At 73.9% G+C, this 23556-nt stretch carries 20 protein-coding genes; 7 read left to right on the top strand and 13 right to left on the bottom strand.

The features are described from left to right. Positions 1–79: 79 nt before the first annotated feature. Both AB0L45_RS15410 and AB0L45_RS15405 read right to left on the bottom strand, forming a co-directional pair. Complete coding sequence (locus AB0L45_RS15410) at positions 80–763, bottom strand: response regulator transcription factor (protein ID WP_365839914.1); 684 nt, start codon at positions 761–763, stop codon at positions 80–82. Beyond that, positions 760–1998 (bottom strand): histidine kinase, encoded by a 1239-nt coding sequence (locus AB0L45_RS15405; RefSeq protein WP_365839912.1) that lies wholly within the window; start codon positions 1996–1998, stop codon positions 760–762. Before AB0L45_RS15405 ends, AB0L45_RS15410 begins: the two co-directional genes overlap by 4 nt. Before the next feature lie 164 nt (positions 1999–2162). On the opposite strand from AB0L45_RS15405, the gene AB0L45_RS15400 reads away from it, so the two are divergent. Beyond that, positions 2163–2777 carry a hypothetical protein gene (locus AB0L45_RS15400; RefSeq protein ID WP_365839910.1) on the top strand — a complete coding sequence of 205 codons (615 nt, stop codon included), beginning with the start codon at positions 2163–2165 and terminating at the stop codon, positions 2775–2777. A gap of 6 nt (positions 2778–2783) precedes the next feature. On the opposite strand, the gene AB0L45_RS15395 is transcribed toward AB0L45_RS15400, so the two are convergent. The 3 genes from AB0L45_RS15395 to AB0L45_RS15385 are packed head-to-tail and all read right to left on the bottom strand — an operon-like array spanning position 2784 to position 4947. Next, positions 2784–3356 (bottom strand): cob(I)yrinic acid a,c-diamide adenosyltransferase, encoded by a 573-nt coding sequence (locus AB0L45_RS15395; RefSeq protein WP_365839908.1) that lies wholly within the window; start codon positions 3354–3356, stop codon positions 2784–2786. 10 nt (positions 3357–3366) lie between these two features. Further along, positions 3367–4122 (bottom strand): ABC transporter permease, encoded by a 756-nt coding sequence (locus tag AB0L45_RS15390; protein WP_365839906.1) that lies wholly within the window; start codon positions 4120–4122, stop codon positions 3367–3369. A gap of 42 nt (positions 4123–4164) precedes the next feature. Further along, positions 4165–4947: an ATP-binding cassette domain-containing protein gene (locus AB0L45_RS15385; RefSeq protein ID WP_365839904.1), complete on the bottom strand. Its 783-nt coding sequence runs from the start codon at positions 4945–4947 to the stop codon at positions 4165–4167. An 81-nt stretch (positions 4948–5028) separates the two neighbouring features. Here AB0L45_RS15385 and AB0L45_RS15380 point away from each other — a divergent pair, with 81 nt between their 5' ends. The 4 genes from AB0L45_RS15380 (at position 5029) to AB0L45_RS15365 (ending at position 10096) form a co-directional block, all read left to right on the top strand. Further along, positions 5029–5670 (top strand): TetR/AcrR family transcriptional regulator, encoded by a 642-nt coding sequence (locus AB0L45_RS15380; protein ID WP_365839902.1) that lies wholly within the window; start codon positions 5029–5031, stop codon positions 5668–5670. 126 nt (positions 5671–5796) lie between these two features. Then, positions 5797–6645 carry a 3-hydroxyacyl-CoA dehydrogenase family protein gene (locus tag AB0L45_RS15375; RefSeq protein WP_365839900.1) on the top strand — a complete coding sequence of 283 codons (849 nt, stop codon included), beginning with the start codon at positions 5797–5799 and terminating at the stop codon, positions 6643–6645. Positions 6646–6916: 271 nt separating this feature from the next. Then, complete coding sequence (locus AB0L45_RS15370; RefSeq protein WP_365839898.1) at positions 6917–7240, top strand: STAS domain-containing protein; 324 nt, start codon at positions 6917–6919, stop codon at positions 7238–7240. Positions 7241–7570: 330 nt separating this feature from the next. Continuing rightward, positions 7571–10096 carry an ATP-binding protein gene (locus tag AB0L45_RS15365; RefSeq protein WP_365839896.1) on the top strand — a complete coding sequence of 842 codons (2526 nt, stop codon included), beginning with the start codon at positions 7571–7573 and terminating at the stop codon, positions 10094–10096. 123 nt (positions 10097–10219) lie between these two features. Here AB0L45_RS15365 and nucS read toward each other — a convergent pair whose 3' ends face one another. Further along, on the bottom strand, positions 10220–10882 hold the full coding sequence (nucS, locus tag AB0L45_RS15360) for an endonuclease NucS (RefSeq protein WP_360132050.1): 663 nt from the start codon (positions 10880–10882) through the stop codon (positions 10220–10222). A 213-nt stretch (positions 10883–11095) separates the two neighbouring features. On the opposite strand from nucS, the gene AB0L45_RS15355 reads away from it, so the two are divergent. Beyond that, the gene (locus tag AB0L45_RS15355) at positions 11096–11488 is read left to right on the top strand and encodes an SCO5389 family protein (protein ID WP_365839893.1); all 393 of its coding nucleotides are present in this window, start codon (positions 11096–11098) and stop codon (positions 11486–11488) included. A 271-nt stretch (positions 11489–11759) separates the two neighbouring features. On the opposite strand, the gene AB0L45_RS15350 is transcribed toward AB0L45_RS15355, so the two are convergent. Next, complete coding sequence (locus tag AB0L45_RS15350) at positions 11760–12788, bottom strand: LLM class flavin-dependent oxidoreductase (protein WP_365839891.1); 1029 nt, start codon at positions 12786–12788, stop codon at positions 11760–11762. A 189-nt stretch (positions 12789–12977) separates the two neighbouring features. Here AB0L45_RS15350 and AB0L45_RS15345 point away from each other — a divergent pair, with 189 nt between their 5' ends. Beyond that, the gene (locus AB0L45_RS15345; protein ID WP_365839889.1) at positions 12978–13295 is read left to right on the top strand and encodes an ATP/GTP-binding protein; all 318 of its coding nucleotides are present in this window, start codon (positions 12978–12980) and stop codon (positions 13293–13295) included. A gap of 20 nt (positions 13296–13315) precedes the next feature. Here AB0L45_RS15345 and AB0L45_RS15340 read toward each other — a convergent pair whose 3' ends face one another. The 6 genes from AB0L45_RS15340 to scy all read right to left on the bottom strand — a co-directional run bounded on the left by AB0L45_RS15340 (position 13316) and on the right by scy (position 23364). Next, complete coding sequence (locus AB0L45_RS15340; RefSeq protein WP_365839887.1) at positions 13316–14623, bottom strand: ABC transporter permease subunit; 1308 nt, start codon at positions 14621–14623, stop codon at positions 13316–13318. After that, positions 14620–15894 (bottom strand): ATP-binding cassette domain-containing protein, encoded by a 1275-nt coding sequence (locus AB0L45_RS15335; protein WP_365839885.1) that lies wholly within the window; start codon positions 15892–15894, stop codon positions 14620–14622. The genes AB0L45_RS15340 and AB0L45_RS15335 overlap by 4 nt, the downstream gene beginning before the upstream one ends. A 142-nt stretch (positions 15895–16036) precedes the next feature. After that, positions 16037–16807 carry an ABC transporter permease gene (locus AB0L45_RS15330; RefSeq protein ID WP_365839883.1) on the bottom strand — a complete coding sequence of 257 codons (771 nt, stop codon included), beginning with the start codon at positions 16805–16807 and terminating at the stop codon, positions 16037–16039. Between the two features lie 2 nt (positions 16808–16809). Further along, positions 16810–17817, bottom strand: a complete 1008-nt coding sequence (locus AB0L45_RS15325; protein WP_365839881.1) for an ATP-binding cassette domain-containing protein — start codon at positions 17815–17817, stop codon at positions 16810–16812. Positions 17818–18066: 249 nt separating this feature from the next. Continuing rightward, positions 18067–19005, bottom strand: coding sequence for a cellulose-binding protein (locus AB0L45_RS15320; protein WP_031008063.1), 939 nt, complete (start codon positions 19003–19005; stop codon positions 18067–18069). A 114-nt stretch (positions 19006–19119) separates the two neighbouring features. Further along, the gene (scy, locus tag AB0L45_RS15315) at positions 19120–23364 is read right to left on the bottom strand and encodes a polarized growth protein Scy (protein WP_365839878.1); all 4245 of its coding nucleotides are present in this window, start codon (positions 23362–23364) and stop codon (positions 19120–19122) included. Between the last annotated feature and the right edge of the window lie 192 nt (positions 23365–23556).

Raw genomic sequence — 23556 nt, 5'->3', positions numbered from 1 at the left:
CGCGCCCGCCGCGCCGCCCGCGCCCTCCGCGCCGCCCGCGCCTGCCGCGCCGCCCGCCCGGCGCGGGCCGTCGCCCGCCTCAGCCGCCGGTGACCCCCAACTCCTGCGCCAGCACCGCCGCCTGCACCCGGCTGCGCAGCTCCAGCTTCCCCAGCAGCCGGCTGACGTGCGTCTTGACCGTGGCCTCCGCCATCTCCAGCCGCTCCGCGATGGCGGCGTTGGACAGGCCCTGGCCCAGGCAGCCCAGCACCTCGCGTTCGCGGCGGGTCAGCGCGTCCAGCACGGCCGGGTCCGGTGCCGAGGCGTCGGGCCGCCGTACCGTACGGGGGTTGGCGAACTCCGCGATCAGCCGCCGGGTCACGGCCGGGGCGATCATCCCTTCCCCGGCGGCCACCGTGCGCACCGCGTCCAGCAGCGCCGCCGCCTCGCTGTCCTTGAGCAGGAAGCCGGCGGCGCCGGCCCGCAGCGCCCCGAAGACGTACTCGTCCAGGTCGAAGGTGGTCAGCACCAGGACGTCGGCCAGCTCCTCGGCCACGATCGCCCGGGTGGCCGAGACGCCGTCCAGCTTGGGCATCTGTATGTCCATCAGCACCAGGTCGGGACGGAGTGCGCGGGCCAGCCGCACCGCTTCCTCGCCGTCCGCGGCCTCCCCGGCCACCTCGATGTCGGGCGCGGAGCGCAGGATCAGTGCCAGTCCGGCCCGTACGGCGGACTGGTCCTCGGCGATCAGCACCCGGACCGGGCGGCCGGTGTCAGCGGTCATCGTTGCTCTTCCTCCTCGCGGACGGGCAGTTCGGCCCGTACCCGCCATTCTTTGCCGGCGCCGTGCTCGCCACCGTCCTCGGGCCCGGCCTCGAACCGGCCGCCGAGTAGTTCGATCCGCTCCCGCATCCCGATCAGGCCCGCGCCGGAGCCGGGCGCGCGCGGGCCGGGCCGGTCGCCGAAGGGGCTGTCGACGCGGACGGTGAGCGGGCCGCCGGGGCGGTGGGTGATACGGACCGCGACCTCGCCGGGCGCGGCGTGTTTGAGGGCGTTGGTCAGGGACTCCTGGACGATGCGGTACGCGGCCAGCTCCACCGGAGCGGGCAGCCGCGCGCCGCTGCCGTCCGCCCGGGTGTCCTCCAGGGTGAACGTCAGCCCGCTGCTCGCGCCGTTGACGCGGGCCTGCTCCAGGAGCGCTTCGAGCCCGTCCAGGGTGGGGGTGGCCTGGGCCTCCGCCGTCGCGCCGGGGTGCTTCGCGTCCCGCAGCAGCCCGATCAGGCGCCGCATCTCGGCGAGGCCCTGCACGCTGTTCTCCCGGATGACGCCGAGCGCCTCGCGGGTGGCGCCGGGGTCGTCGATGGCCTGGGCGGCCGTGGAGTGGATGGCGATGGCGGACAGGTGGTTGGCGACCATGTCGTGCAGTTCGCGGGCCATCCGGGCGCGTTCGGCGATGATGGCCTGCGTACGGTCCATCTCGGCGAGCAGCGCGGTCTGTTCGGCCTCCAGGCGGGCGGCCCGGGCGGCGTTGCGGTGTTCGCGGATGATGACGCCGGTCCAGGCCGGACCGAGAGTGATCACGCCGATGCCGATACCGATCAGCAGGGCCTGCGGGTCGCGCAGGAGCGTCACCGGGACGACGGTGGCGAGGACGGTGAGCAGGGCGCTGATGACCGGTACGCGCCGGGCGGTGCCCGGCGGGCCGTACAGCACCGCGGCGTAGACGATGTCGGTGAACATCACGACCGTGGCGATCAGTCCGCCGCAGCACAGGTCCAGGGTGATCGCGGCGGTCGCCACGCCCAGCGCGGCCCGCGGGGCGGTCCGGCGCAGCAGCTCGGCGCCGGACATGACGGCCAGCGTCACCAGGACCGCCCAGTCGGGCAGCCCCGGCGTCAGCGGCGGGCTGCTGCGCAGCCCCAGCCCGTACAGCAGCAGGCCGCCGAGCAGCCCGGCGACGGCGATCCGCACGTCGTCGCGGTGCGGGCGCGCCAGGGCGGCGAAGGGTCTCGCGGTCACCCCTCCATCAAACACGGCGGCGCGGCCCGTCGCCTCCACGCCCCGGCCGAACCCGTCGCGCCGCGCGCTACATCGAAAGATGCAGTCCCGGATCATCGCGGACGACGAGGTGACGGCCGGATTCCGGGGTGAGCCTGGAAGGGACCGGAAAGAAGGGGAGTCCCGTGATCGTCGCGCTGATCATCATCTGTGAGGTCGGCTTCTGGGTGCTGCTGGCCGGCGGGCTGGCCCTGCGCTACCTGGCGAAGATGCCACGTACCGGCATCGCCGTCCTGCTGCTGGAGCCGCTGCTGGAACTCGTCATGCTGGTCGTCACCGCCGTCGACCTGAAGAACGGTGCGGAGGCCGACTGGAAGCACGGACTCGCCGCCGTCTACATCGGGTTCTCGGCCACCATGGGGCACCGCATGATCAAGTGGGCGGACGCCCGCTTCGCCCACCGCTTCGCGGGCGGCCCGCCGCCGGTGCCCGCGCCCAAGTACGGCCGGGAGCGCACGGTCTTCGAGTGGCAGTCGGCGGGCCGCTGGATCCTGGCCGCGCTCATCGCGATGGGGCTGCTCCAGCTCGCCGCCTGGTACGTGGGCGACCCGGACCAGACCACCTCGCTGCGCAATTGGCAGACCAAGATGCTCTTCGTCATCGGCATCAACCTGGTCATCGCGGTCAGCTACACGCTCTGGCCGAAGAAGGCCCCGGAGGGGGAGCTGCCCCCGGACGGCGCGGACGGGCGCGAGCGCGACAAGGCCGGGGCGGGCCAGGGCCCGCCCGCGTCCTGGTGACGCTGCCTACCGCTCGCCGCCCGGCACCCACAGCACGTCGCCCTGCTCCTTGTTGGCCGTGCGGGCCAGGATGAACAGGAGGTCGGAGAGGCGGTTGAGGTAGGTGGCGGTGAGGTGGTTCATGGTGTCGCCGTGCGTCTCCAGCGCCGCCCAGGTGGAGCGCTCGGCGCGGCGTACCACCGTGCACGCCTGGTGCAGCAGCGCGGCGCCCGCCGTACCGCCCGGGAGGATGAAGCTGCGGAGCTTCTCCAGGCCCTCCAGGTAGTGGTCGCAGTCCGCCTCCAGCTTGTCGACGTAGGACTGCTCGACGCGCAGCGGCGGGAACTCCGGGTTCTCCACCACCGGCGTCGACAGGTCCGCGCCCACGTCGAAGAGGTCGTTCTGCACCCGGACGAGCACCTTGACGACGTCCTCGGGCAGCGAGCCGAGGGCGATGGCCACGCCGATCGCCGCGTTGGCCTCGTTGGCGTCCGCGTAGGCCGCGATCCGCGTGTCGGTCTTGGCGGTCCGGCTCATGTCGCCGAGGGCGGTGGTGCCCTTGTCGCCGGTACGGGTGTAGATGCGCGTCAGATTGACCATACGGGCGAGCCTACGCGGCGGCCTTGCGGAAGGCGCGGGCGCACACGGCCGCGGCCAGTACGGCGAGTCCGGCCGCGACCAGCGCGCCGTACCGCACGCTCGCCGCCGTGTAGTCGCCCACGTAGGCCGCCCGGACGCCGTCCACGAGGTAGCGCAGCGGCATGACGTGCGAGAGCGCGTCCAGCCAGCCGGGCGCCAGGGCCATCGGCAGCATCAGGCCGGACAGCAGCATCGTGGGCATGGTCGCGGCGTTGACGACGGGGCCGAACTCCTGTGGCGAGGCGACCTTCAGGGCCAGCGCGTACGACAGGGAGGACAGCGCGACGGTCGTCACGGCGACGAACGCGAATCCGATGAGGATGCCGCCCAGCGGCGCCCGCAACCCCATCACCAGCGCCGCCAGGACCAGCAGCACCGCCTGGAAGGTGAGCAGCGCGGTGTCCCGCAGCACCCGTCCCAGCAGCAGCGCGACCCGGCTGACGGGTGTCACCCGCATCCGTTCCACCACGCCGTACTGCTTTTCGAGGATGATGCCGAAGCCGCCGAACGACGCGCCGAACAGCGCGAGTTGCAGCAGCAGTCCGGGCACCAGGACCTGCCAGGAACTGCCCTCGGCGGCCAGTGGCAGCTTCGTCAGCAGCGGCCCGAAGAAGAGCAGGTAGAGCAGCGGCATCAGCACGCCGAAGAACATCTGGAGCTTGGAGCGCAGGGTCTGCCGGGCGTAGCGCCCGAAGATCAGGGCGGTGTCGGACAGGACGGAGGGCATACGGGGACTCCTGGAAGACGGTGCGGCTGCTGGGGGCGGGGCTCAGACGGCGACGGGAGCGGTGTCCGCGGGGGCGGCGTCGCGCCCGGTGATGGCCAGGAAGGCGTCCTGGAGGGACGCGTCGGGCGAACCGGCGTACGCGGTCTTGAGCGCGCGCGGGGTGCCCTCGGCGGCCACCACGCCCCGGTCCACGACCACGACGCGGTCCGCCAGCGCGTCCGCCTCGTCGAGGTAGTGGGTGGTCAGGACGACCGTGGTGCCGAAGTCCGTACGCAGCCGCCGGACCAGCTCCCACAGGCCGGCCCGGCTGCCGGGGTCGAGGCCGGTGGTCGGCTCGTCCAGGAAGAGCACCGCCGGCCGGTGCACCAGCCCCAGCGCGATGTCCAGCCGCCGTCGCTGCCCGCCGGACATCGCCGCGCACGGGCGGTCCAGCAGCCCGCCGAGGCCGAGCGCGTCCGCCAGCTCCTCGGCGCGGGCCGCCGCCCCGGCCTTCGGCAGGCGGTACAGCCGCCCCTGGGTCACCAGCTCCTCCCGTACGGAGACGTGCGGGTCGACGCCGCCGGACTGGGCCACGTAGCCGGTGGCGCGCCGCACCCCGGCCGGGTCGCGGACGAGGTCGCAGCCGGCCACCGTCGCGCTGCCGCCGGTGGGCGCGAGGAGCGTGGTGAGCATCCGCAGGGTGGTGGTCTTGCCGGCGCCGTTCGGGCCGAGCAGGCCGAGGATCTCGCCGTGCCCGGCGGTGAGGTCGATGCCGCGTACGGCGTCGACGGTGCCGTGCCGGGTGGTGAAGGTCCGGGTCAGGCCGGACGCGGTGATGACTGCCATGGCGGACAGAAAAACAGAGGTACTGAAAAATTGCAATGCCCCCAAAAATTCAGAGCCACCAAGAAGGCGTACGATGCGCCCATGGCTGAGGGACTCAGGGAGCGCAAGAAACGGCAGACGCGCCAGCACATCTCGGACATGGCCACCGGCCTGTTCCTGGAGCGCGGCTTCGACGCGGTGACCGTCGCGGAGATCGCCGAGGTCTGCGAGGTCTCGGTCAACACCGTCTACAACTACTTCCCGGCCAAGGAAGACCTCTTCCTGGACCGCGGCGCCGGGCTGGTGGACCGCCTCGCGCGCTACGTACGCGGCCGGGACGCGGGGGAGTCGGCCGCCGCCGCCGTGCTGCGCGAACTGCGCGAGCAGGTGGAGGCGGTCTCGCCCGCCGTCGGACTGGTCGCGGGCTACGACCGCTTCCTGCACGTCATCGAGGGCGCCGCCACCCTCAAGGCCCGCCTCTGGCACCTCCAGCAGGAACAGCTCACCCGCCTGGAGGACACCCTGCGCCAGGAGGCCGGCGCCGCGGCGGACGACTGGCTGCCGCTCCTGGTCGCGGGCCAGCTCAACTGGGTGCACACCACGCTCACGGCGCACATCGCCCGCGCCATGATGGCCGGAAGGGCACCCGACGAGGTGTCACGTGAAGCCCTCGTCCTGCTCGACGACCTGGAGGACGCGCTCAGCGGAAAGGTCCTCAACTACGCCGTACGCGGCGGCCGGTGAGCCCGTGCGGTGTGATGTCCGTCATGTGAGACGTGACGCGCATCTCTAACCCTCCTATCGATCGCCGCCGGGCGCTAACGTCACTGCCGAGAGCCGTCAGGTGTACAGCGTGTTAGGGGACAGCAAGTGGCAAAGAAGCTCGCCGTCATCGGAGCCGGACTCATGGGGTCCGGCATCGCGCAGGTCTCGGCCCAGGCGGGCTGGGACGTCGTCCTCCGCGATGTGACGGAAGGCGCGCTGGCCCGCGGCAAGGGCGGCATCGAGGCCTCGTACGAGAAGTTCGTGAGCAAGGGCAAGCTGGCCGCCGAGGACGCCGAGCGGGCGCTGGGCCGGATCACCACCACGACCGACCTGGACGCGGCGGCCGACGCGGACATCGTCGTCGAGGCCGTCTTCGAGCGGATCGACGTCAAGCGGGAGATCTTCCAGAACCTGGACAAGCTGGTGAAGGACGAGGCGGTACTCGCCTCCAACACCTCCGCCATCCCGATCACCAAGATCGCGGCGGCCACCGGGCGCCCCGAGCGGGTGGTGGGCACCCACTTCTTCTCGCCGGTGCCGATGATGCAGCTGTGCGAACTGGTGCGCGGCTACAAGACCAGCGACGAAACCCTCGCCACCGCCCGCGCGTTCGCCGAGTCCGTCGGCAAGACCTGCATCGTCGTCAACCGCGACGTGGCCGGCTTCGTGACCACCCGGCTGATCTCGGCGCTGGTCGTCGAGGCGGCGAAGCTGTACGAGTCCGGGGTGGCCAGCGCCGAGGACATCGACACCGCCTGCAAGCTGGGCTTCGGGCACGCCATGGGGCCGCTGGCCACCGCCGACCTGACCGGTGTGGACATCCTGCTGCACGCCACCGACAACATCTACACCGAGTCGCAGGACGAGAAGTTCGCGCCGCCGGAGATCATGCGGCGGATGGTCGATGCCGGCGATATCGGCCGCAAGAGCGGGCAAGGCTTCTACGAGCACTGATTCCGCGTCGGACGGGCCCGGACCCCGCACCGCGCTGTCGCAGCGTCAGGCGCCGCCCACGGCACGGCCGTGGGCGTGGCGGCCGATGCTCCGGCCGCCGGCGGCCCACCCCCGAAGAAGGGGGGCGGCGCGTCAGGCGCGCGGGTCCGGTGCCGTCACCCTCCAGGGTGAATTCGGTATCGGTTCGCTTACAGGCGGCAACTTCGCCGCATGAGAGGCAGTCAGTTCTGTAGACGTAACGATCGAGCATTCATCACCCGGGGAGCGACATATGCACATCAGGGGCGACCACGCCGAGCTGGTCGTCGGGGGCCGCCTCGACGTCCGCAGCGCGGCGGACGCCCGAACCGTCCTGCACACCGCCGTCGACTCGGGCCAGGGCGACCTCGTGCTGGACCTGACCGGACTCGACTCGTGGGACGCCACCGGGCTCGGCGTGATCATGGGCGCGCACCGCCGCGCCGGCCGGGCCAACCGCCGCCTCGTCCTGCGCGGCGTCCCCCCGCAGATGCAGCGGCTGCTGGTCGCCACGCGTCTGCACCGCATCCTCGCCATCGAGGGCGGCCTCGCGGCCGAGACCCTGCCGCGGGTCTGAAGGCGGCCGGCCGGGGCACCCGGACCGGTACGGCACGCTCGCGTAACGCCACCGGCGCCGGCCCGTACGGCACCGCCCGCAAGATCAAAGCCGCATACCCGAAGATTCTCACAACACTGTGACGTTCCGGGCAGGAACGGACCCCGGCGCATCAGAGATACTGGGTGAAGGTCTAAGGTTCGGTTTTCCGCCGTCCGGTACGCCGCACGGCGGGCACCGGACCAGAAGCGGCGGCCGGGGGAGCACCCCGGCCGGAGGCTGGGGGAGTGCGGACGGCCGGGACGCAAACGGTCGGTCGGCACGCCAAGCGCATCTGGGGGGCATTTCACCATGGACCCGAACACGAACCGGGGACCTGAGGAGTACGGCGAGCAGGACGCCCCTGCCACGCCGCCGCCCGCGCCCAGCGGCTCCGGAGCCGCCGCCGGCGGCCTCGCACGCACCGTACAGCTCGTATCGGGCCCCTACCTGCTCACCGTCAACCCGGTCGACGGCAGCGAGATCGAACCCTGCCCGCCCGGCGAGCAGCCCGCCGTCCCCGGCAAGCACGGCCCCGAGGAGCGCGCCGAGCTGGCCCGCGCCGCCGCCCCGCCCGCCGTACCGGTCTCCGCGGGCCGCCAGGGCGCACTCCTGGAGCGCGCCGAGGAGACCGAGCGGCTGGTGCGGCTGCTCTCCCGCGGCAGATCCGTACGCGTCACCGGACCCTCCGGATCGGGCCGTACGCGCCTGCTGGACGCCGTCGCCACCGCCTGCGACGGCCTGGCCCCCGACGGCGTGGTGCGGCTCTCCGGATACCACCGCACGCCCACCGACGTGATGTACGAGCTGTTCGCCGCCGTCCACCGGGCCCCGCTGCACCGCCCCGACCGCGGCGAGCTGCTGCGCCTGCTCGGCGAGATCGGCGCGATCGTCGTCCTGGACGACCTGGAGTTCGGCGGCGCCGCGCTGGACGAGCTGCTGGGCGCCACCCCCGAGTGCGCCTTCCTGCTCGCCGCCACCCCCGACGTCGCCGCCCCCTCGCCCGGCTCCCACCTCGAAGAGGTCTTCCTCGGCGGCATCGGCCGCGGCGCCTGCCGGGACCTGCTGGAGGGCGTCGTCGGCCGGCCGCTCACCGACGAGGAGGCCGCGTGGGCCGCCGACCTGTGGTTCGAGTCCGAGGGACTGCCGCTGCGCTTCGTCCAGGCCGGTGCCCTGCTGCGGCAGCGGCTCCGTGGCGACCAGGACGTCGACGCGTACGGGGAACGCTCCGAAGACGCCTCCGGTGACGGCCGCGACGTACCGCTGCCGACCGTCGCCGAAGCCGCCTCGCCCGCGCCGCTGATCGCCGCCCGGCTCAGCGAGGCCGCGCGCGAGACGCTGCGCTTCGCGGTCGCGCTGGGCGGCGAGCTGCCGCACCAGGCGCACCTGCCCGCGCTGGCCCAGGACACCCACGCGGACGCCGCGCTCGGCGAACTCCTGGACTGCGGACTGATCACCCCGGCCGGGGCGCACTACCGGCTCGCGGCCACCGTCGGTGACCAGCTCGCCGCCGCCGGGTACGACGACGGCGCGGGCGAGCGGGCGCTGACCGCCGCCCAGCACTACGCCTGGTGGGCCGGCCACCCCTCGGTCACCCCCGAGCGGGCCGCCGCCGAGGCCGACGCCATCCTCGCCGCGATGAACGTGCTGACCGGCAGCCGCGAGAGCGGCCACCCCAGTGCCGCCGTCCTGCTGGCCCGTACGGCCGCCCCGGCCTTCGCCGCCGCCCTCCACTGGAGCGCCTGGGAGCGCAGCCTGCGGCACGGCGCGGAGGCCGCCCGGATCGCCGGGGAGGTGGCCGAGGAGGCGTACTTCCACCACGAGCTGGGCGTACTCGCCCTGTGCACCGGCAACCTGGACCGGGCGCGGGCCGAGCTGGAGGCGTCGATAGGACTGCGCGGCGTGCTCTCCGACCGGCGCGGCGCCGTCGCGGGACGGCGCGCGCTGGCCCTGGTCGCCGACCGCTCCGGCACGTTCACCCCGCCCGCCGGCACGGCCACACCGGCCGGCGAGGAGATCCCGGACGCCCGGACCGAGGAGTCCGCCTCGCCGCCCGGCGGGGTGCCCGCAGCGCTCGCGTCGGCCCCGGCCGTCGACGCGACCGCGCCCACCGTGGTCACCCCCGGCCTCGCCCGTACGGGCGGTGCCGCGGGCGGCCGGACCGGCGGCAGGGCCGGCGGCCGCAAGGCACTGGTGCTGGGCACCCGGCGCAACCTGGTCGCCGCGGGCGCCGGCGCCCTGCTCGTCGCCGTCCTCGGCACGGTCGTCACCCTGGGCGCGGTCTCCGGGTCCGACGGCGGACCGGGCGACAAGGTCAAGACCGAGCAGACCGCCGGGACGGGCCAGGACGGCGACGGCCTGCCCGCCGACCAGCCGGGCACCGACAGCAGCCGCACCGGACAGGGCAGCCGCCCCGGTACGCACACCGGCCCCGGCTCCACGGCACCGGGCACGCCGGGCACCAGCGGCCGGCCGGGCACCGGCACCGCCGCCCCGAGCACCGCCGCCACCGACCCGACGACCGGCCGGCCCACGGACGGGAGCAGCAGCCCGACCGACCCGACCACGCGTCCGACCACGCCCACCACCCGGCCCACCGACACGGGCACCGGGACCGGCAAGCCCACGGACAAGCCGACCGACAAACCGACGGACAAGCCCACCGACAAGCCCACCGACAAACCGACCGACAAGCCCACCGACAAGCCGACCAGCCAGGACCCGACCGGGACCACCGGCAACCCGGCGCCCAGCAGCGCCCATGGCAGCGGCTCGGCGGGCACCACCGGCGGCGGCACGACGGGCGGCGGCGCGGCCGACGGTACGGACAACGGCTGAGCGCAGCACGACGGCCCGGTACGTGACCGTCCGCCCTCGTGGGCGGGCGTTCCGTACCGGGCCGTCGTCATCCGGCGCGCGGGCCGGCCGGGTGGCACCCCGGCCCGCCCGGGCGGAGGCGGCTCAGAACAGCCGCAGCTTGTCGTCCTCGATGCCGCGCAGCGCGTTGTAGTCCAGCACGACGCAGCCGATACCGCGGTCGGTGGCCAGCACCCGGGCCTGCGGCTTGATCTCCTGGGCCGCGAAGACGCCCTTCACCGGCGCCAAGTGCGGGTCACGGTTGAGGAGTTCGAGGTAGCGGGTGAGCTGCTCGACACCGTCGATCTCACCGCGCCGCTTGATCTCCACCGCGACCGTGCCGCCGTCCGCGTCCCGGCACAGGATGTCCACCGGGCCGATGGCGGTCGGATATTCGCGCCGGATCAGCGAGTAGCCCTCGCCGAGTGTCTCGATCCGGTCGGCGAGCAGCTCCTGGAGGTGCGCCTCCACACCGTCCTTGATGAGGCCCGGGTCCACGCCCAGCTCGTGGGCCGAGTCGTGCATCACCTCTTCCAGGGTGATGATGAGCTTCTCGCCACCCTTGTTCTCCACTGTCCACACACTGCCGTCGCCCTCCTTGAGGGTGCACGGCGGGGACATCCAGTTGAGCGGTTTGTAGGCCCGGTCGTCCGCGTGGATGGAGACCGAACCGTCCGCCTTCACGAGGATCAGGCGAGGGGCCGACGGGAGGTGGGCACTGAGCCGGCCCGCGTAGTCCACGGAGCAACGGGCAATGACGAGACGCATGGTGCGCCACGCTACTCGACCGGAGGCCGCGGACGCGATTCGCCCCTGGAGCGCCCGGTGGGCCGGTGGCCGGTTGTCTCTGCAATCTCCTGGTGCGGTCCGGATGCGCGGCATACCGTTGAAGCGGGGCGTCGTGAGACGGACACGCTCCGTCGCGAAACCCCGTCCCATCCCTGAGGCCCCGTCCCGGCGGGGCCGCGAGAGGAGAACCTCATGTCGCTCGACGTCTCACCGGCCCTCCTCGAACAGGCCGAGCGAGGCGAGGTCGACGAAGCGGAATTTGTCGACTGCGTCCGGACCTCCTTGCCCTACGCATGGGGAATGATCAGCTCCCTGGTGGCCCAGCTGAAGGTGGACGGCGGCCAGTTCGCCGACAACCGGACGCCGCCGCCCGACGAGCAGGCGCGCGGTCAGCTGCTGCGTGCGCTGGCGAGTGATGCGATACGCGGGTCGCTGGAGCGTCACTTCGGTGTGCGGCTGGCCTTCCAGAACTGCCACCGGGTGGCGGTCTTCCCGCTCGACCCGTCGGTGGACGGCAGGCTGGCCCAGTTCACCTCCGTCCGGGGCCAACTGCTGAACCAGTCGCCGGAGCTGCGCGACTGCTGACCGCGGACGCTGCCGCTGCGCACGCGCGAGGAGGCCGTACGGCCCAGGGTGCGCGGGCGGCAGCTTCGGCCGGCCCGGCGTCGGTCACGCAGAGTCGGCACGGCGTGAACGGCGCCCTCCGGTCACCGGCCGGGGACCGGCGCTATCGCGCCAGGCGCCGAGGGCCGAGCGCCGAGGACCGAGGGACCAGCGCCGAGGGACGGACGGGGCCGGCGCGCCCCGACGGCCCGCCCGGGCCACCGCGCCCCGCCCGCACCCCGCACCGCCCCGCTCAGCTCAGCCGCGGCAGCACCTCGGCACCCAGCCGCCGTACGTTCTCCTCCGTGGCGTCCAGATCCCCGGAACCCTCGACGAGCAGCGCGAAGCGCCGGATGCCGGTCCGCTCCGCCGAGGCCGCCAGCCGGTCGGCACACAGCTCCGGCGGCCCGACCGGATGCAGGTCGCAGAGCAGTTCCGTGTACGCCAGCGGGTCGCGCATGGCGCGGTAGCGGCCGTCGACGGTCTCATGGGCCGCCAGCCCGCGCCGCAGCCAGCCCGGCATCGCCTTGGTCAGGACCTCGGCCGCGCCCTGACGGGTGTCGCCGACCTGCACCACGCCGGCCGAGACGTGCTCCGCCGCCGCGACCAGCGCCGGATCCCGCCCGGCCGCCAGCGCGGCCCGGCGCCACAGCGCCACCATCTCCGCCTTGTCCTCGTCGCCGCAGTGCATCCCCAGCAGCATGGGCAGCCCGCGCTCGGCGGCCAGCCGCACCGTCCCGGGCGAGGTGCACGCGAGGACGACGGGCGGCCCGGCCGGCCTCTCCAGCGACTCGGCGGGCCGCGGCACGACGGCGACCTCCCGGAAGGCGTGCCGCTGCCCCGCGGCGCCGACCCGCGCCTCGCTCAGCCAGCGCAGCAGCAGGTCCAGCGACTCGGGGAAGTGCTGCTCGTACGCGGCCAGCCCCGAGCCGAAGACCTCCAGGTCCACCCAGGGACCGCCCCGGCCGACACCGAGGGTGAACCGCCCGCCGGAGGTCAGGTGCAGCAGCGCCGCCTGCTCCCCGAGGGCGACCGGGTGCTGGGTCGGCAGCACACTGACGGACGTGCCGACGCCGATCCGGCGGGTACGGCCCAGCAGCAGGGCGGCCAGCGTCGCCGCCGACGGGCACACCCCGTACGGCACGAAGTGATGTTCCGCCAGCCAGACCGCATCGAGCCCGGCCTCCTCCGCGACCTCGGCGGACCGCACCGCCCGGTGCAGCGCCTCCCCCTGACCCTGACCGGGAAACTGAGCGGCCAGAATGAAAGCCCCAACGCGCATCGCTCTTCTGCCTCCTCGCAGCCGACGCGACATCCCCCTAACAGGCAACAACGGGTGACACGTGCCAAGGGCACGGCCTGGGGCGAAGTTTCCTGATGATCGCAGGATTGTGGCGGGCGCCTACGCCCCATGACGGAGCCGCGTAGGGTGGTGACGGCCCGTGACCCCGCAGATTTCCCGAGGTGCCCAGTGTCTCCGCGTCGAAACCGCCCCCGCGGCGGTGAGAAGCCAGCCGACCACGCGGGCGGGGGCCGCTACGGTCTCGAACGTACCGAGGAGTGGCGCGGCGAGGAGTGGGTCGTACGGCACCTGGGGGGCGGCGGGGCGGCCAAGCACTACCGGTGCCCGGGGTGCGACCAGGAGATCCCGCCGGGGGTGCCGCACGTCGTCGCCTGGCCGCGGGAGGGCGACGTGGACGACCGCAGACACTGGCACAAGGCGTGCTGGAACGCACGGGACCGCCGGAGCGCGCGGCTCCAGCGGTCCCGTAATGCGCCGAGGTACTGAGGGCTCGGTCGGACGCCCCGTCAGACGTCGCGCTGCTGCAGCGCGGCGTACGCGCCGCCGAGGACGACCGCGGTGACGCCCGCGAGGACGAGCAGCGGCTGCCAGCCGGACGGGCCGTCGGGCATGAACGGCTGGTCGTAGATCGCGGCGAGGTTGTTCGGGACCGAGTACTCGATCAGCTTGGTCGCGAACGTGCGCAGGCTGTCCGACCCGATCATGAACACGGCCAGCAGCATGGGCAGCAGGACCAGGCCGGTCATCGCGCTGATCGCACCGGCCGAGTGCCGCAGCAGCGTGCCGACCGCCAGCGACAGCAGGCTCAGCAGGGCCACGAACAGGCCGGAGCCGACCGTGGCCCGCAGCCACTGGTCACCGGTGGGGGCCGGGCCGTTGAGCATTCCGGCGTGCGCCACCGCGACCAGCACGTTGGAGACGGTGGTGATCACGAACGTCAGCGCGAACAGGACGATCGCCTTGGCGGTCAGCACCCGGACCCGGCTGGGGCAGGCCGTGAACGTCGTACGGATCATGCCCGTGCCGTACTCGGAGGCGATCACCAGCACGCCGAGGGGGATGACGCACAGCGTGCCGAGCAGCAGACCGAACCAGGCGAAGCCGAGCACCGGCTCGACCTCCCGGTCCGGACCCGACAGGAACAGCGACATCAGCAGGCCGATACCGACGTTCAGCAGGACCAGCACGCCCAGCGTCCACATCGTGGAGCGCACCGAGCGGATCTTCGTCCACTCGGAGGCGAGGGCGTGGCCGAGGTTCGTCCGGCGCACCGGGATCGGTGAGATGTAGGCCGGGGTCGTGCCGCCGGGACCGGCGCCCTGCCAGGCGGCCGGGATCTGCTGCTGGGGCGGCTGCTGGGGGTGCTGCTGAGGCTGCTGCTGCGGCGGGGGACCGGCCGGCGGCTGCTGTGCCTGGAGCGTCATGGTGCCCGCGTCCCTGGGCGCCCCCTGCGGAGCCTGCGGCGCGCCCTGCGGGGCGGGCGGCTGCTGCGCCTGGAGCATCATCGTCCCGGCTTCCTTACCGGGAGCGCCGGGAGCGCCGGCACCGTGCGTACCGGCCGGAGGCTGCTGTGCCTGGAGCATCATCGTGCCGGCCTCACGGGGCCGACCGCCCTGCGGCTGCGCCGCCTGCGGCGGCAGCGGCGCGTGGCCCGGCTGCTGCGGCGGTGTCGCGGGCTGCTGCGGTTGCTGGTCCGGCTGCGGGCGGGCGGCCGACGGGCGGGGCTCCGGCGCGCCGGCCGGGGGCGTCGGAGCGGCGGCGCCCGGGGCGTCGCTGTCGTGCGGCTCAGGCTGCGGCTGCTGAGGGCTGGTCATCGGGCGTCCTCGGTGTGCGGCTGGGAGATGTCGGCGGGGGCGGCGGGCGGCATCGGCGCCGGGGCGCCGGCCTGCGGGCCCGGCTGCGGCTGTCCGTACGGGTTCGGCTCCCCGTACGGCGCGCCCTGGCCGGCCGGCGGCGGGTAGCCCTGGCCCGGCGCGCCGGCGGGGCCCTGCGCGTACGGGTTCGGCTGCCCCTGCGCCCCGGGGTGCGGCTGTCCCGGGTGGCCGGGCTGCCCGTACGGGCCGGGCTGGGGCGCGCCGGGCGCGTACCCCTGCGGCGGCTGCCCCGGCACACCGGCGCCCTGCGGCGCGTACCCGGGCGTCTGCTGCTGGAGGCCGGCCCGCTGGTCGGTGGTCGAGCGGTAGTCCACCACGCCCTGCGTCAGCTGCATGTACGCCTCCTCCAGGGACGCCTGGTGCGGCGACAGCTCCCACAGGCGGATGCCGGCGTCGTGCGCCAGGTCGCTGATGCGGGGCAGCGGCAGCCCGCTGACGCGCAGCGCGCCGTCCTGTTCCGGCACGACCTGGGCGCCGGCCGTGCCGAGCACCGAGCCGAGCTTCTCGCGCAGCTCCGGCTCGGTGTCCGGCGTACGGACCCGGGCGAAGTCGGCGGAGTTGGCCGAGATGAAGTCCTTGACCGACATGTCGGCCAGCAGCTGGCCGCGGCCGATGACGATCAGGTGCTCGGCGGTCAGCGCCATCTCGCTCATCAGGTGCGAGGAGACGAAGACCGTACGGCCCTCGGCGGCCAGCTGCTTCATCAGGTTGCGGACCCACAGGATGCCTTCGGGGTCCAGGCCGTTGACCGGCTCGTCGAAGAGCAGCACCTGCGGGTCGCCGAGCAGTGCCGCCGCGATGCCCAGGCGCTGGCCCATGCCGAGCGAGAAGCCGTTGGAGCGTTTGCGGGCGACGTCCTGGAGGCCGACCACACCGAGCACCTCGTCGACCCGGCGGGCCGGAATGCCGGAGAGCTGCGCGAGGCAGAGCAGGTGCTGGCGCGCGCTGCGGCCGCCGTGCACCGCCTTGGCGTCGAGCAGGGCGCCGACGTGCCGCGGGGCGTTGGGCACCTGACGGAACGGGATGCCGCCGATGGTGACCCGGCCGCTCGTCGGGGCGTCCAGCCCCAGGATCATGCGCATCGTCGTGGACTTGCCGGAGCCGTTGGGCCCCAGGAAGCCGGTGACGGTGCCCGGCCGCACCTGGAACGACAGGTTGTGCACGGCCGTCTTGGCGCCGTAGCGCTTCGTCAGGCCGACTGCCTCGATCATTCTCCGCCCCTCAGACTGATTCGGGGCAGAGGTGCTCTCGTACCCCCGTAAGGGTTAGGAGGCTATCCGGAGGCTGACGGTTCCCGTCAAAACGGGGGCGGTGGGGCGGCGGTGGCCCACGTCAGGGGCGGTGCGCCGGACCTCATGCGTCGCGTCGTCTCAGCAGTGCGTACCCGCACAGCAGGACGGCCGCCGTCCACGCCACCATGATGGCGAATCCGCCCCACGGCCCGTACGGCACCTCGTTGCCGGCCGGCGGCACCACCTGCATCACCTTCTGGCCGGCCTGGTCGGGGAGGTACCAGCCGATCTTCTCGGTGGCCGGGACGTTGCCCAGGATGCTGGAGATCAGGAAGAAGAACGGCATCAGGATGCCCAGCGCCAGCATGGGGCTGCGCAGCATGGTGGCCACGCCCATCGAGAAGACCGCGATCAGCGTCATGTACAGCCCGCCGCCCACCACGGCCCGCAGCACCCCCGGGTCGCCGAGGGACGCCGCGTGCGTACCGAGCAGCGCCTGCCCGATGAAGAAGGCGAGGAAGGCCGTCACGAAGGAGACGACGAGGGCGAGCAGGGCGGCGACGGTGACCTTGCTGAACAGGAAGGTGCCGCGCTGCGGTACGGCGGCGAGCGAGGTACGGATCATGCCGGTGCTGTACTCGTTGGAGACCACCAGCACCCCGAACACGATCATCGCGAGCTGGCCGAGGCCCATCCCGGCGAAGCTGATGTTCGTGGGGTCGAAGACCTGCCGGTCGCGGGGCGACATGGTGCCGAAGTCGTTGGAGGCGAGCAGGCAGATCAGCGCGCCCAGGACGACCGTGACGACCAGCGCGATGCCCAGCGTCCACACCGTGGACCGCACCGACCGGATCTTGGTCCACTCCGACCGCAGGACCTGGGAGGCCGCCATCGTCAGGACCCCCGCTTCGGGTCGCGCCAGCCGGCACCCCAGCCGCCGCGGGGCGACGCGCCCGGCAGTCCGCCGTCCGCGGGCGGCGGCGCCGCGGGCCGCGGCCCGTCCGTATGCGCGTGGTACTCCACCGACCCGGCGGTCAGCTGCATGAACGCCTCCTCCAGGGACGCCTGCTGCGGGCTCAGTTCGTGCAGGACGATGCGGTGCCGCGCGGCCAGCTCCCCGAGGGCCGCGGCGCTCGCCCCGTCGACCTCCACCGCCTCGCCGGCCGCCACCGTCGCGTACCCGGCGTCCCCGAGCACGTCGAACAGCCGCTCGCGCTCCGGCGACCGCATCCGTACGTACGAGCGGGAGTTCTCCCGGATGAACTCCGCCATCGAGGTGTCCGCCAGCAACCGCCCCTGGCCGATGACGATGAGGTGTTCGGCGGTCAGCGCCATCTCGCTCATCAGGTGCGAGGAGACGAAGACCGTACGGCCCTGGGCCGCCAGACCCTTCATCAGGTTGCGGATCCAGTGGATGCCCTCCGGGTCGAGCCCGTTGACCGGCTCGTCGAACATCAGGATCTCGGGGTCGCCGAGCAGCGCCCCGGCGATGCCCAGCCGCTGCCCCATGCCCAGGGAGAAGCCCTTGGAGCGTTTCCTGGAGACCGCGGTGAGGCCGACGGTGTCCAGCACCTCGTGGACGCGGGCGCGCGGGATGCCGTTGCTCTGCGCCAGGCACAGCAGGTGGTTGACGGCGCTCCGGCCGCCGTGCACGGCTTTGGCGTCCAGCAGGGCGCCGATGTGTCTCAAGGGATCGGACAGCTGCCGGTAGTGCCGGCCGTCGATACGGACCCGTCCCGACGTCGGGTGGTCCAGGTCGAGCATCATCCGCATGGTCGTGGACTTGCCGGCGCCGTTCGGGCCGAGGAAGCCGGTGACGATTCCGGGCCGCACGGTGAAGGTCAGCCCGTCCACGGCGAGCTTGTCGCCGTAACGCTTGGTCAGCCCCTCGATCTCGATCATGTACAGCACGCTAAGCGGGGGCCGGGGGCCCCGCATCTCGGGCGAACCGGGCACCGCCCGCGGGGCGTCGGCCGGACCGTCCGTGCGGATCGTACGTACTGCTGAAAAAAGCATTCCGCCCGCCCGGCCTCCGAAGAGAGACGGGACGGGCGGAGCGCGTCTGCTGCCGTCGGGCGCGGTACCGGCCGTCACGGGTGCGGGTCGCGGGAACCCACCGGCCGCACCGGCGTCACAACGACGAACGGCGCCTCAGCGCGACTGCTGCGCCGGGACGCCGCGGGAGATGGGCTCCTCGTCCGCCGGGGTGCCGGCCGCGGCGACCGCCGCACCGGTCAGCGTGGCGAGCATCTCGCGGACGTTCGTCAGCTGGGCGTTGATCGAGTCCCGGCGGTTGGTCAGCGCCGCCAGCTCCCGCTCGGACTCGCTGCGGATCCGGTCCGCCTTGGCGTTCGCGTCGGCCACGATGTCCTCGGCCTGGCGCTGCGCCGTCTCCACCGTCTGGCGGGCCCGGCGCTCCGCGTCCGTGCGCAGCTTCTCGGCCTCCAGCCGCAGCTGCTCGGCCCGGTGCTCGATCTCCGCCAGCCGCTTCTCGGCCTTGGCCTGACGCGAGGCCAGGTCCCGTTCGGACTGCTCGCGGCGCTTGGCGAGGTTGGTCTCGAAGTCCGCCGCGGCCTGCGCGGCCTTGGCGCGGGTCTCCTCGAAGAGGGAGTCCGCCTCCTCCCGCTTGGACTGCGCGTCCTTCTGCGCCTCGGCGCGCAGCGCGGTCGCCTCGCCCTGCGCCTTCTCGACGATGCGGGCGCCCTCGTCCTCGGCCTTGGCCTTGCGGTCCGTCGCGAACTGCTCGGCGTCGTTGCGGACCTGCTGGGCGGCCGACTCGGCCAGCTCGCGGTGCTGCTCGGCGGCCCGCCGGGCCTCCTCGCGCAGGTCCTTCGCCTCTTCCTCCGCCAGCCGGAGGATCTTCTCCACACGCGCGCCGAGGCCCGCGTAGGACGGTTCGGCGTCATTGACCTGGGCCTGGGCATTCTGCGTCTCGAGGTGCAGCTCCTCGATCCGCTTCTCCAGCGAGGTGATACGGGCCAGGGCGCTGTCGCGGTCGGCGACCAGCTTCGAGATGCGGTCGTCCACCTGACCGCGGTCGTACCCACGCCGCACGAGCTCGAAGCCGTAGGGGGAGGAAGTGTCGCTCATGGGGTTCCTGTCGAAAGAGACCGGTGAGGTGATAAAGGGAATCCTAGGGGCCGCAACGGCGTGTCATCGAGTCATTGCGCGTTTGAAGTGGAGAATGGCCCCTCATTCGGGTGGCTACCCCTCAGACTGCTTGCCACTCGAACGAGTTGCGCCCGCCCCCGCCGCGGCCTTCGCCCCGTCCTTACCACCACCGTTGGCCGGGGCCTCGAAAGATTCCAACGCCTCCAGCACGTCCTGGACACGGGAGATCTCCGCGTTGATGTCCTTCCGGCGCCGCACCAGCACCTCCAGCTCCCGCCGGCCCTCCTCCACGATCCGCTCCGCCTCCGCGCGGGCCTCGGCGCGCAGCCGCTCCGACTCCCGTACGGCCTCGGCCTTCTTCTGCTCGGCCTCCTTGAGCAGCCCCTCCGCCTTCTTCACCGCCGCGATGCGCACCTTGCTGGCCTCGCTGCTGGCGTCCGACACCATCCGCTTGGCCTTCTCCTCGGCCTCCGCCTGCTGCTGCGTGGCCTGCGCGATCAGCTTGTCGACCCGCTCCCCGGCGTTCTTCATCGTCTCCGAGGACTCGCGGCGGGCCCGCTCGTGCAGCTCCTCGACCTCGCTCTCGATACGGGTACGCAGCTCCTCGGCGCGCTCCCTTATCGCGGTGGCGTCCCCGCGGGCCTCGCTCAGCAGGACATCCGCGTCCGTACGGGACTTCTCGACCATCGCGTTGCCCTCGGCGGTGGCCTCGGCGATGATCCGCTCGGCCTCCTTGCGGGCCGCGCCCACCATCCGGTCGGCCTGCTCCTCGGCGGCGGTCGCCGACTTCAGCGCCTCCTCCTGAGCCTTGGCCACCAGCTGGTCGGCCTGCTCGGCGGCGTCCGCGCGGCGCTGCGCGGCATCCTTGCGGGCCGCGTCGACGGTCTGCTCCGACTCCTCCAGCGCCTCGGTGCGCAGCCGGTCGGCCTCCGCCTCCGCGTCCGCCTTGATCCGCTCGGACTCGGCACGCGTACGGGTGGCGTGCTCCTGCGCCGAGGTGACGGTCTCCGCCGCCTCCGCGCGCAGCCGGTCCGCCTCCGCGGTGGCCTCGGCGAGCATCCGGTCGGCCTGCTCGCGGGCGTCCGCCCGGGTACGGTCCGCGTCCCGCTCGGCGCCCGCGACGGTCTCCGCCGCGTCCGCGCGCAGCTTCTCGGCCTCGCTGCCGGCCTCGGACATCAGCTGGTCGGCCTGCTCGGCGGCGTCCGAACGGGTCTTGTTCGCCGCCTCGCGCGCCTCGTCGCCGATCCGCTCCGCCTCCTGGCGCGCGGTCTCCAGCGCCTCGGCGGCCTCGGCCCGCAGCCGCTCCGCCTCGGCGGTCGCCTCCGCGACCAGCTCCGCGGCCCGCTGCTCGCCCTCGGCCCGCAGCCGCTCGGCGGCCTCCCGGCCCTCGCGGACCGTGCGGTCCGCGTCGTCCTGCGCCGAAGAGGTCAGCTCGGTCGCCTCGGTGACGATCCGTTCGGCTTCCGCGCGGGCCTCGGTGAGGAGCCGGTCCACCTGTTCGGCAGCGTCCGAACGCATCCGGTTGGCGTCGTTGCGGGCCTCCGCGCGGGCCCGGTTGGCGTCCTGCTCGGCCGAGGCCAGCGCGTCGGACGCGTCCGTACGCAGCTGCTGCGCCTTGGCGGAGGCGTCCGCCACCATCTTCTCGGCCTGCGCGGTGGCCTCCGCGACCAGGCTGTCGGCCTGCTCGGCGGCGTCCGTACGCGCCTTGCCGGCCGCCTCGCGCGCCTCGTCGAGGGTACTGTCGGCCTCCGCGCGCAGCCGGTCGGCCTCCGCGATGGCCTCGGCGACCGTGCGCTCGGCGAGCGCCTTGGCGGCCTCGGTCTCCTCCTGCGCCTCGCGGCGGGTGCGGGCCGCGTCCTCGGAGGCGCGCTCGCGCTCCGCGTACGCGTCGGCCCGTACCCGGTCGGCCTCCTCCTGCGCCTCGGTGCGCGTACGCTCCGCGGCGTGTTCGGCCGCCGAACGCAGCCCGGCGATCTCCTCCTCGGCCTGCTCGTGCAGCCCGGCGACCGCGTCCCGCACCTGCTGGGCGGTCTGCTCGGCGGCGGCGACCAGCTCGGCGGCGCGCCGGTCCGCCTCCTCGACCAGCCGCTCCGCCTCCTCCTGCGCCTCGGCGACCCGCGTACGGGCCGAGGCCAGCAGCTCCTCGCTCTGCTCGCGCGCGGCGGTGCGCTCCTGGTGGGCCTCCTCGCGGGCCTCGCCGAGCAGCTCCTCGGCCTCCCGGCGGCGGCGGGCCGCCTCCTCCTGGGCGGCGGCCAGCGCCTCGGCGGCCTCGGCACCCGTACGCTCCGCGGCGGCCGCGGCCTCCGCGCGCACCCGGTCCGCGGTCTCCTGGGCCTCGGTCTTCAGGCGCTCCGCCTCGGCGGCGGCGTCACTGCGCAGCCGTACGGCGACGGACTCGCCCTCGGCGCGTGCGGCGGACGCGTCGGTCGCCGCCTCCGTCCGCAGCCGCTCGGCCTCCTCCTCGGCCTGCTGCTGGAGCGTGCGCAGCCGCTCCGCCGACTCCGCCTTGAGCCGGGCGGCCTCCTCCTGCGCCTCCCGGCGCAGCTTCTCGGCCTCGCCCCGGGCGTCGTGCAGCGCCTCCTCGGCCGCGGCGACCTTCTCCGCGGCCTCGGCCTGGAGCCGGTCCAGCTCCTCCTGCACCTCGGTGCGGCGTTCGGCGGCGGCCTCCTCGGCCTCCGTCCGCAGCTGCCGCGCGGCCTCCTCGGCCTCCGACTTCAGCGCGGCGGCGGCCTCCTCGCCCTCGCCGCGCAGCTCCTCGGCCTCCGCCCGGGCGCGCTCCAGGGTCTCCTCGGCCTGCTTGCGCAGCGCCGTGGCCCGCTCGATGGCCTCGGTGCGGACCCGCTCGCTCTCCGCGCTCGCGCCGGAACGTGTCTCCTCGGCGTCGGACTTCGCCTTGGCCAGCAGCTCCTCGGCGGTGGCGGCCGCCTCCTCGATCTGCTGGACCGCCTCGCGGCGCGCCTCGGCCCGGATCCGGTCGCCCTCGTCGACGGCCTCGGCCCGCAGCTGCTCGGCCTCGCCGCGCAGCCGCCGGGCCTCCTCCTGGAGTTCGACGGTCTTGGCGCGGTACTCCTTCGTGTCGTCCTTGGCGGCGCCCTTGAGCTGCTCGGCGGTGTCGTGCGCCTCGCCACGCAGCCGGTCCGCCTCGGCCTCGGCCTCCCGGCGGACCCGCTCGGCCTCCTCGGCGGCGGCCCTGGTGGTGGCCTTGGCGTCCTCCGACGCCTTGGTCAGCACCTCCTCGGCGGTCCGCGCGGCCTTCGCGAGCTGCGCCGCGGAGTCCTCCGCCGCCTTGGAACGGGCGGCCTCCTGCGCCTCGGCGACCAGCCGCTCCGCCTCCGTACGGGCGTCCGCGCGCAGCTGCTCGGCCTCCGCCTTGAGGGCGTCGGCCTCCTTCGTGGCCTCGGCGACCAGCCGGGCGATCTCCGCCTTGGCCGTCCGCAGCCGCTGTTCCTGGTCCGACTCGGCGGCCGACAGCCGCTTGGCGGCGCTCTCCTGCGCCTCGGTGACCAGCTTCTCCGCCTCGGCGCGGGCCTCGCGCAGCGCGCGGTCGGCCTCCTGCATCCGGGCCTCGGCGGTCCGTGTCAGCTCGGCGGCCTGCCGCCGGGCCTCCTCGGACTCCGTGCCGACGCTGGTGCGCAGCTGTTCGGCCTGGTCGGTGGCCTCCTGGGCCTGGCTGGAGGCGGCGTTCAGCAGCCGCTCGGCGTCCGCGCGGGCCCGGCGCAGGATCGCCTCGGCCTCGGTGCGTGCCTGCTCGGCCTCGGTGCCCAGCCGGGCGCGGGTCTGCTCGGCCAGCCGCTGGGCCTCGGCGCGGGCGGCGGCCAGCGCCTGCTCGGCCTCGGCCCGCGACTCGTCCAGCAGCCGGCGCGCCTGCGACTCCGTGCGGGCGCGCAGCTGCTCCGCCCAGGCCACGTTCTCGTTGACGTGCGACTCGACGGTCTGGCGGCGCTCGTTGAGCTCCTCGTCCAGCCGGCGGCGCCGCTCGACCGCCTCGGCGTGCAGGTCGGCCTCCATGCGCGCCTGGCGCTCGGCCTGCTCCTGCAAGAGCCGCTGCGTCTGGGCACGCGCTTCGCGCACCTCGCGCTCGGCGTCGGTACGCAACTGGTCGGCCTGGATCTGGGCGTTGCGCAGCAGCTGCTCGGCCTGGTGGCTGACGTTGTCGTAGGCGGGGCGGGCCGCGATGGTGCGCCGCGCCTCGTGGAGCTTGGCTCGCAACACCTCGACCTGGTACCCGAGGTCGTCGGCGTGCTGGACCGCCTTGTCCCGCTCGGTCTTCAGCCGCTCCATCTCGGCCTCGAACTGCGAGAGGTGGTCGTCAGCCTCGTAGCGGTCGTTGCCCCGCACTGCGCGGTCCCATCCGTCCCCTGGTCATGGTGGCGGCCGGCTCCCATCTGCTCGTCCGCAGCCCGAAATGCCTCGTGCCGGGCGCGTGCTGGAGCTGACCCTTCCGAAGAAATGGTGTCAGATCATCGGCGGAGTGTGGACCGGGCCCCGACCCGGCCCCCGGCCGAAGGTGCACTCTACCGGCCGGGGAGG

It is taken from the genome of Streptomyces sp. NPDC052496 (assembly GCF_040679095.1).
In the GTDB taxonomy this organism is placed as follows: Bacteria; Actinomycetota; Actinomycetes; order Streptomycetales; family Streptomycetaceae; genus Streptomyces.
This window is presented reverse-complemented; position numbering and strand designations above follow the sequence as displayed.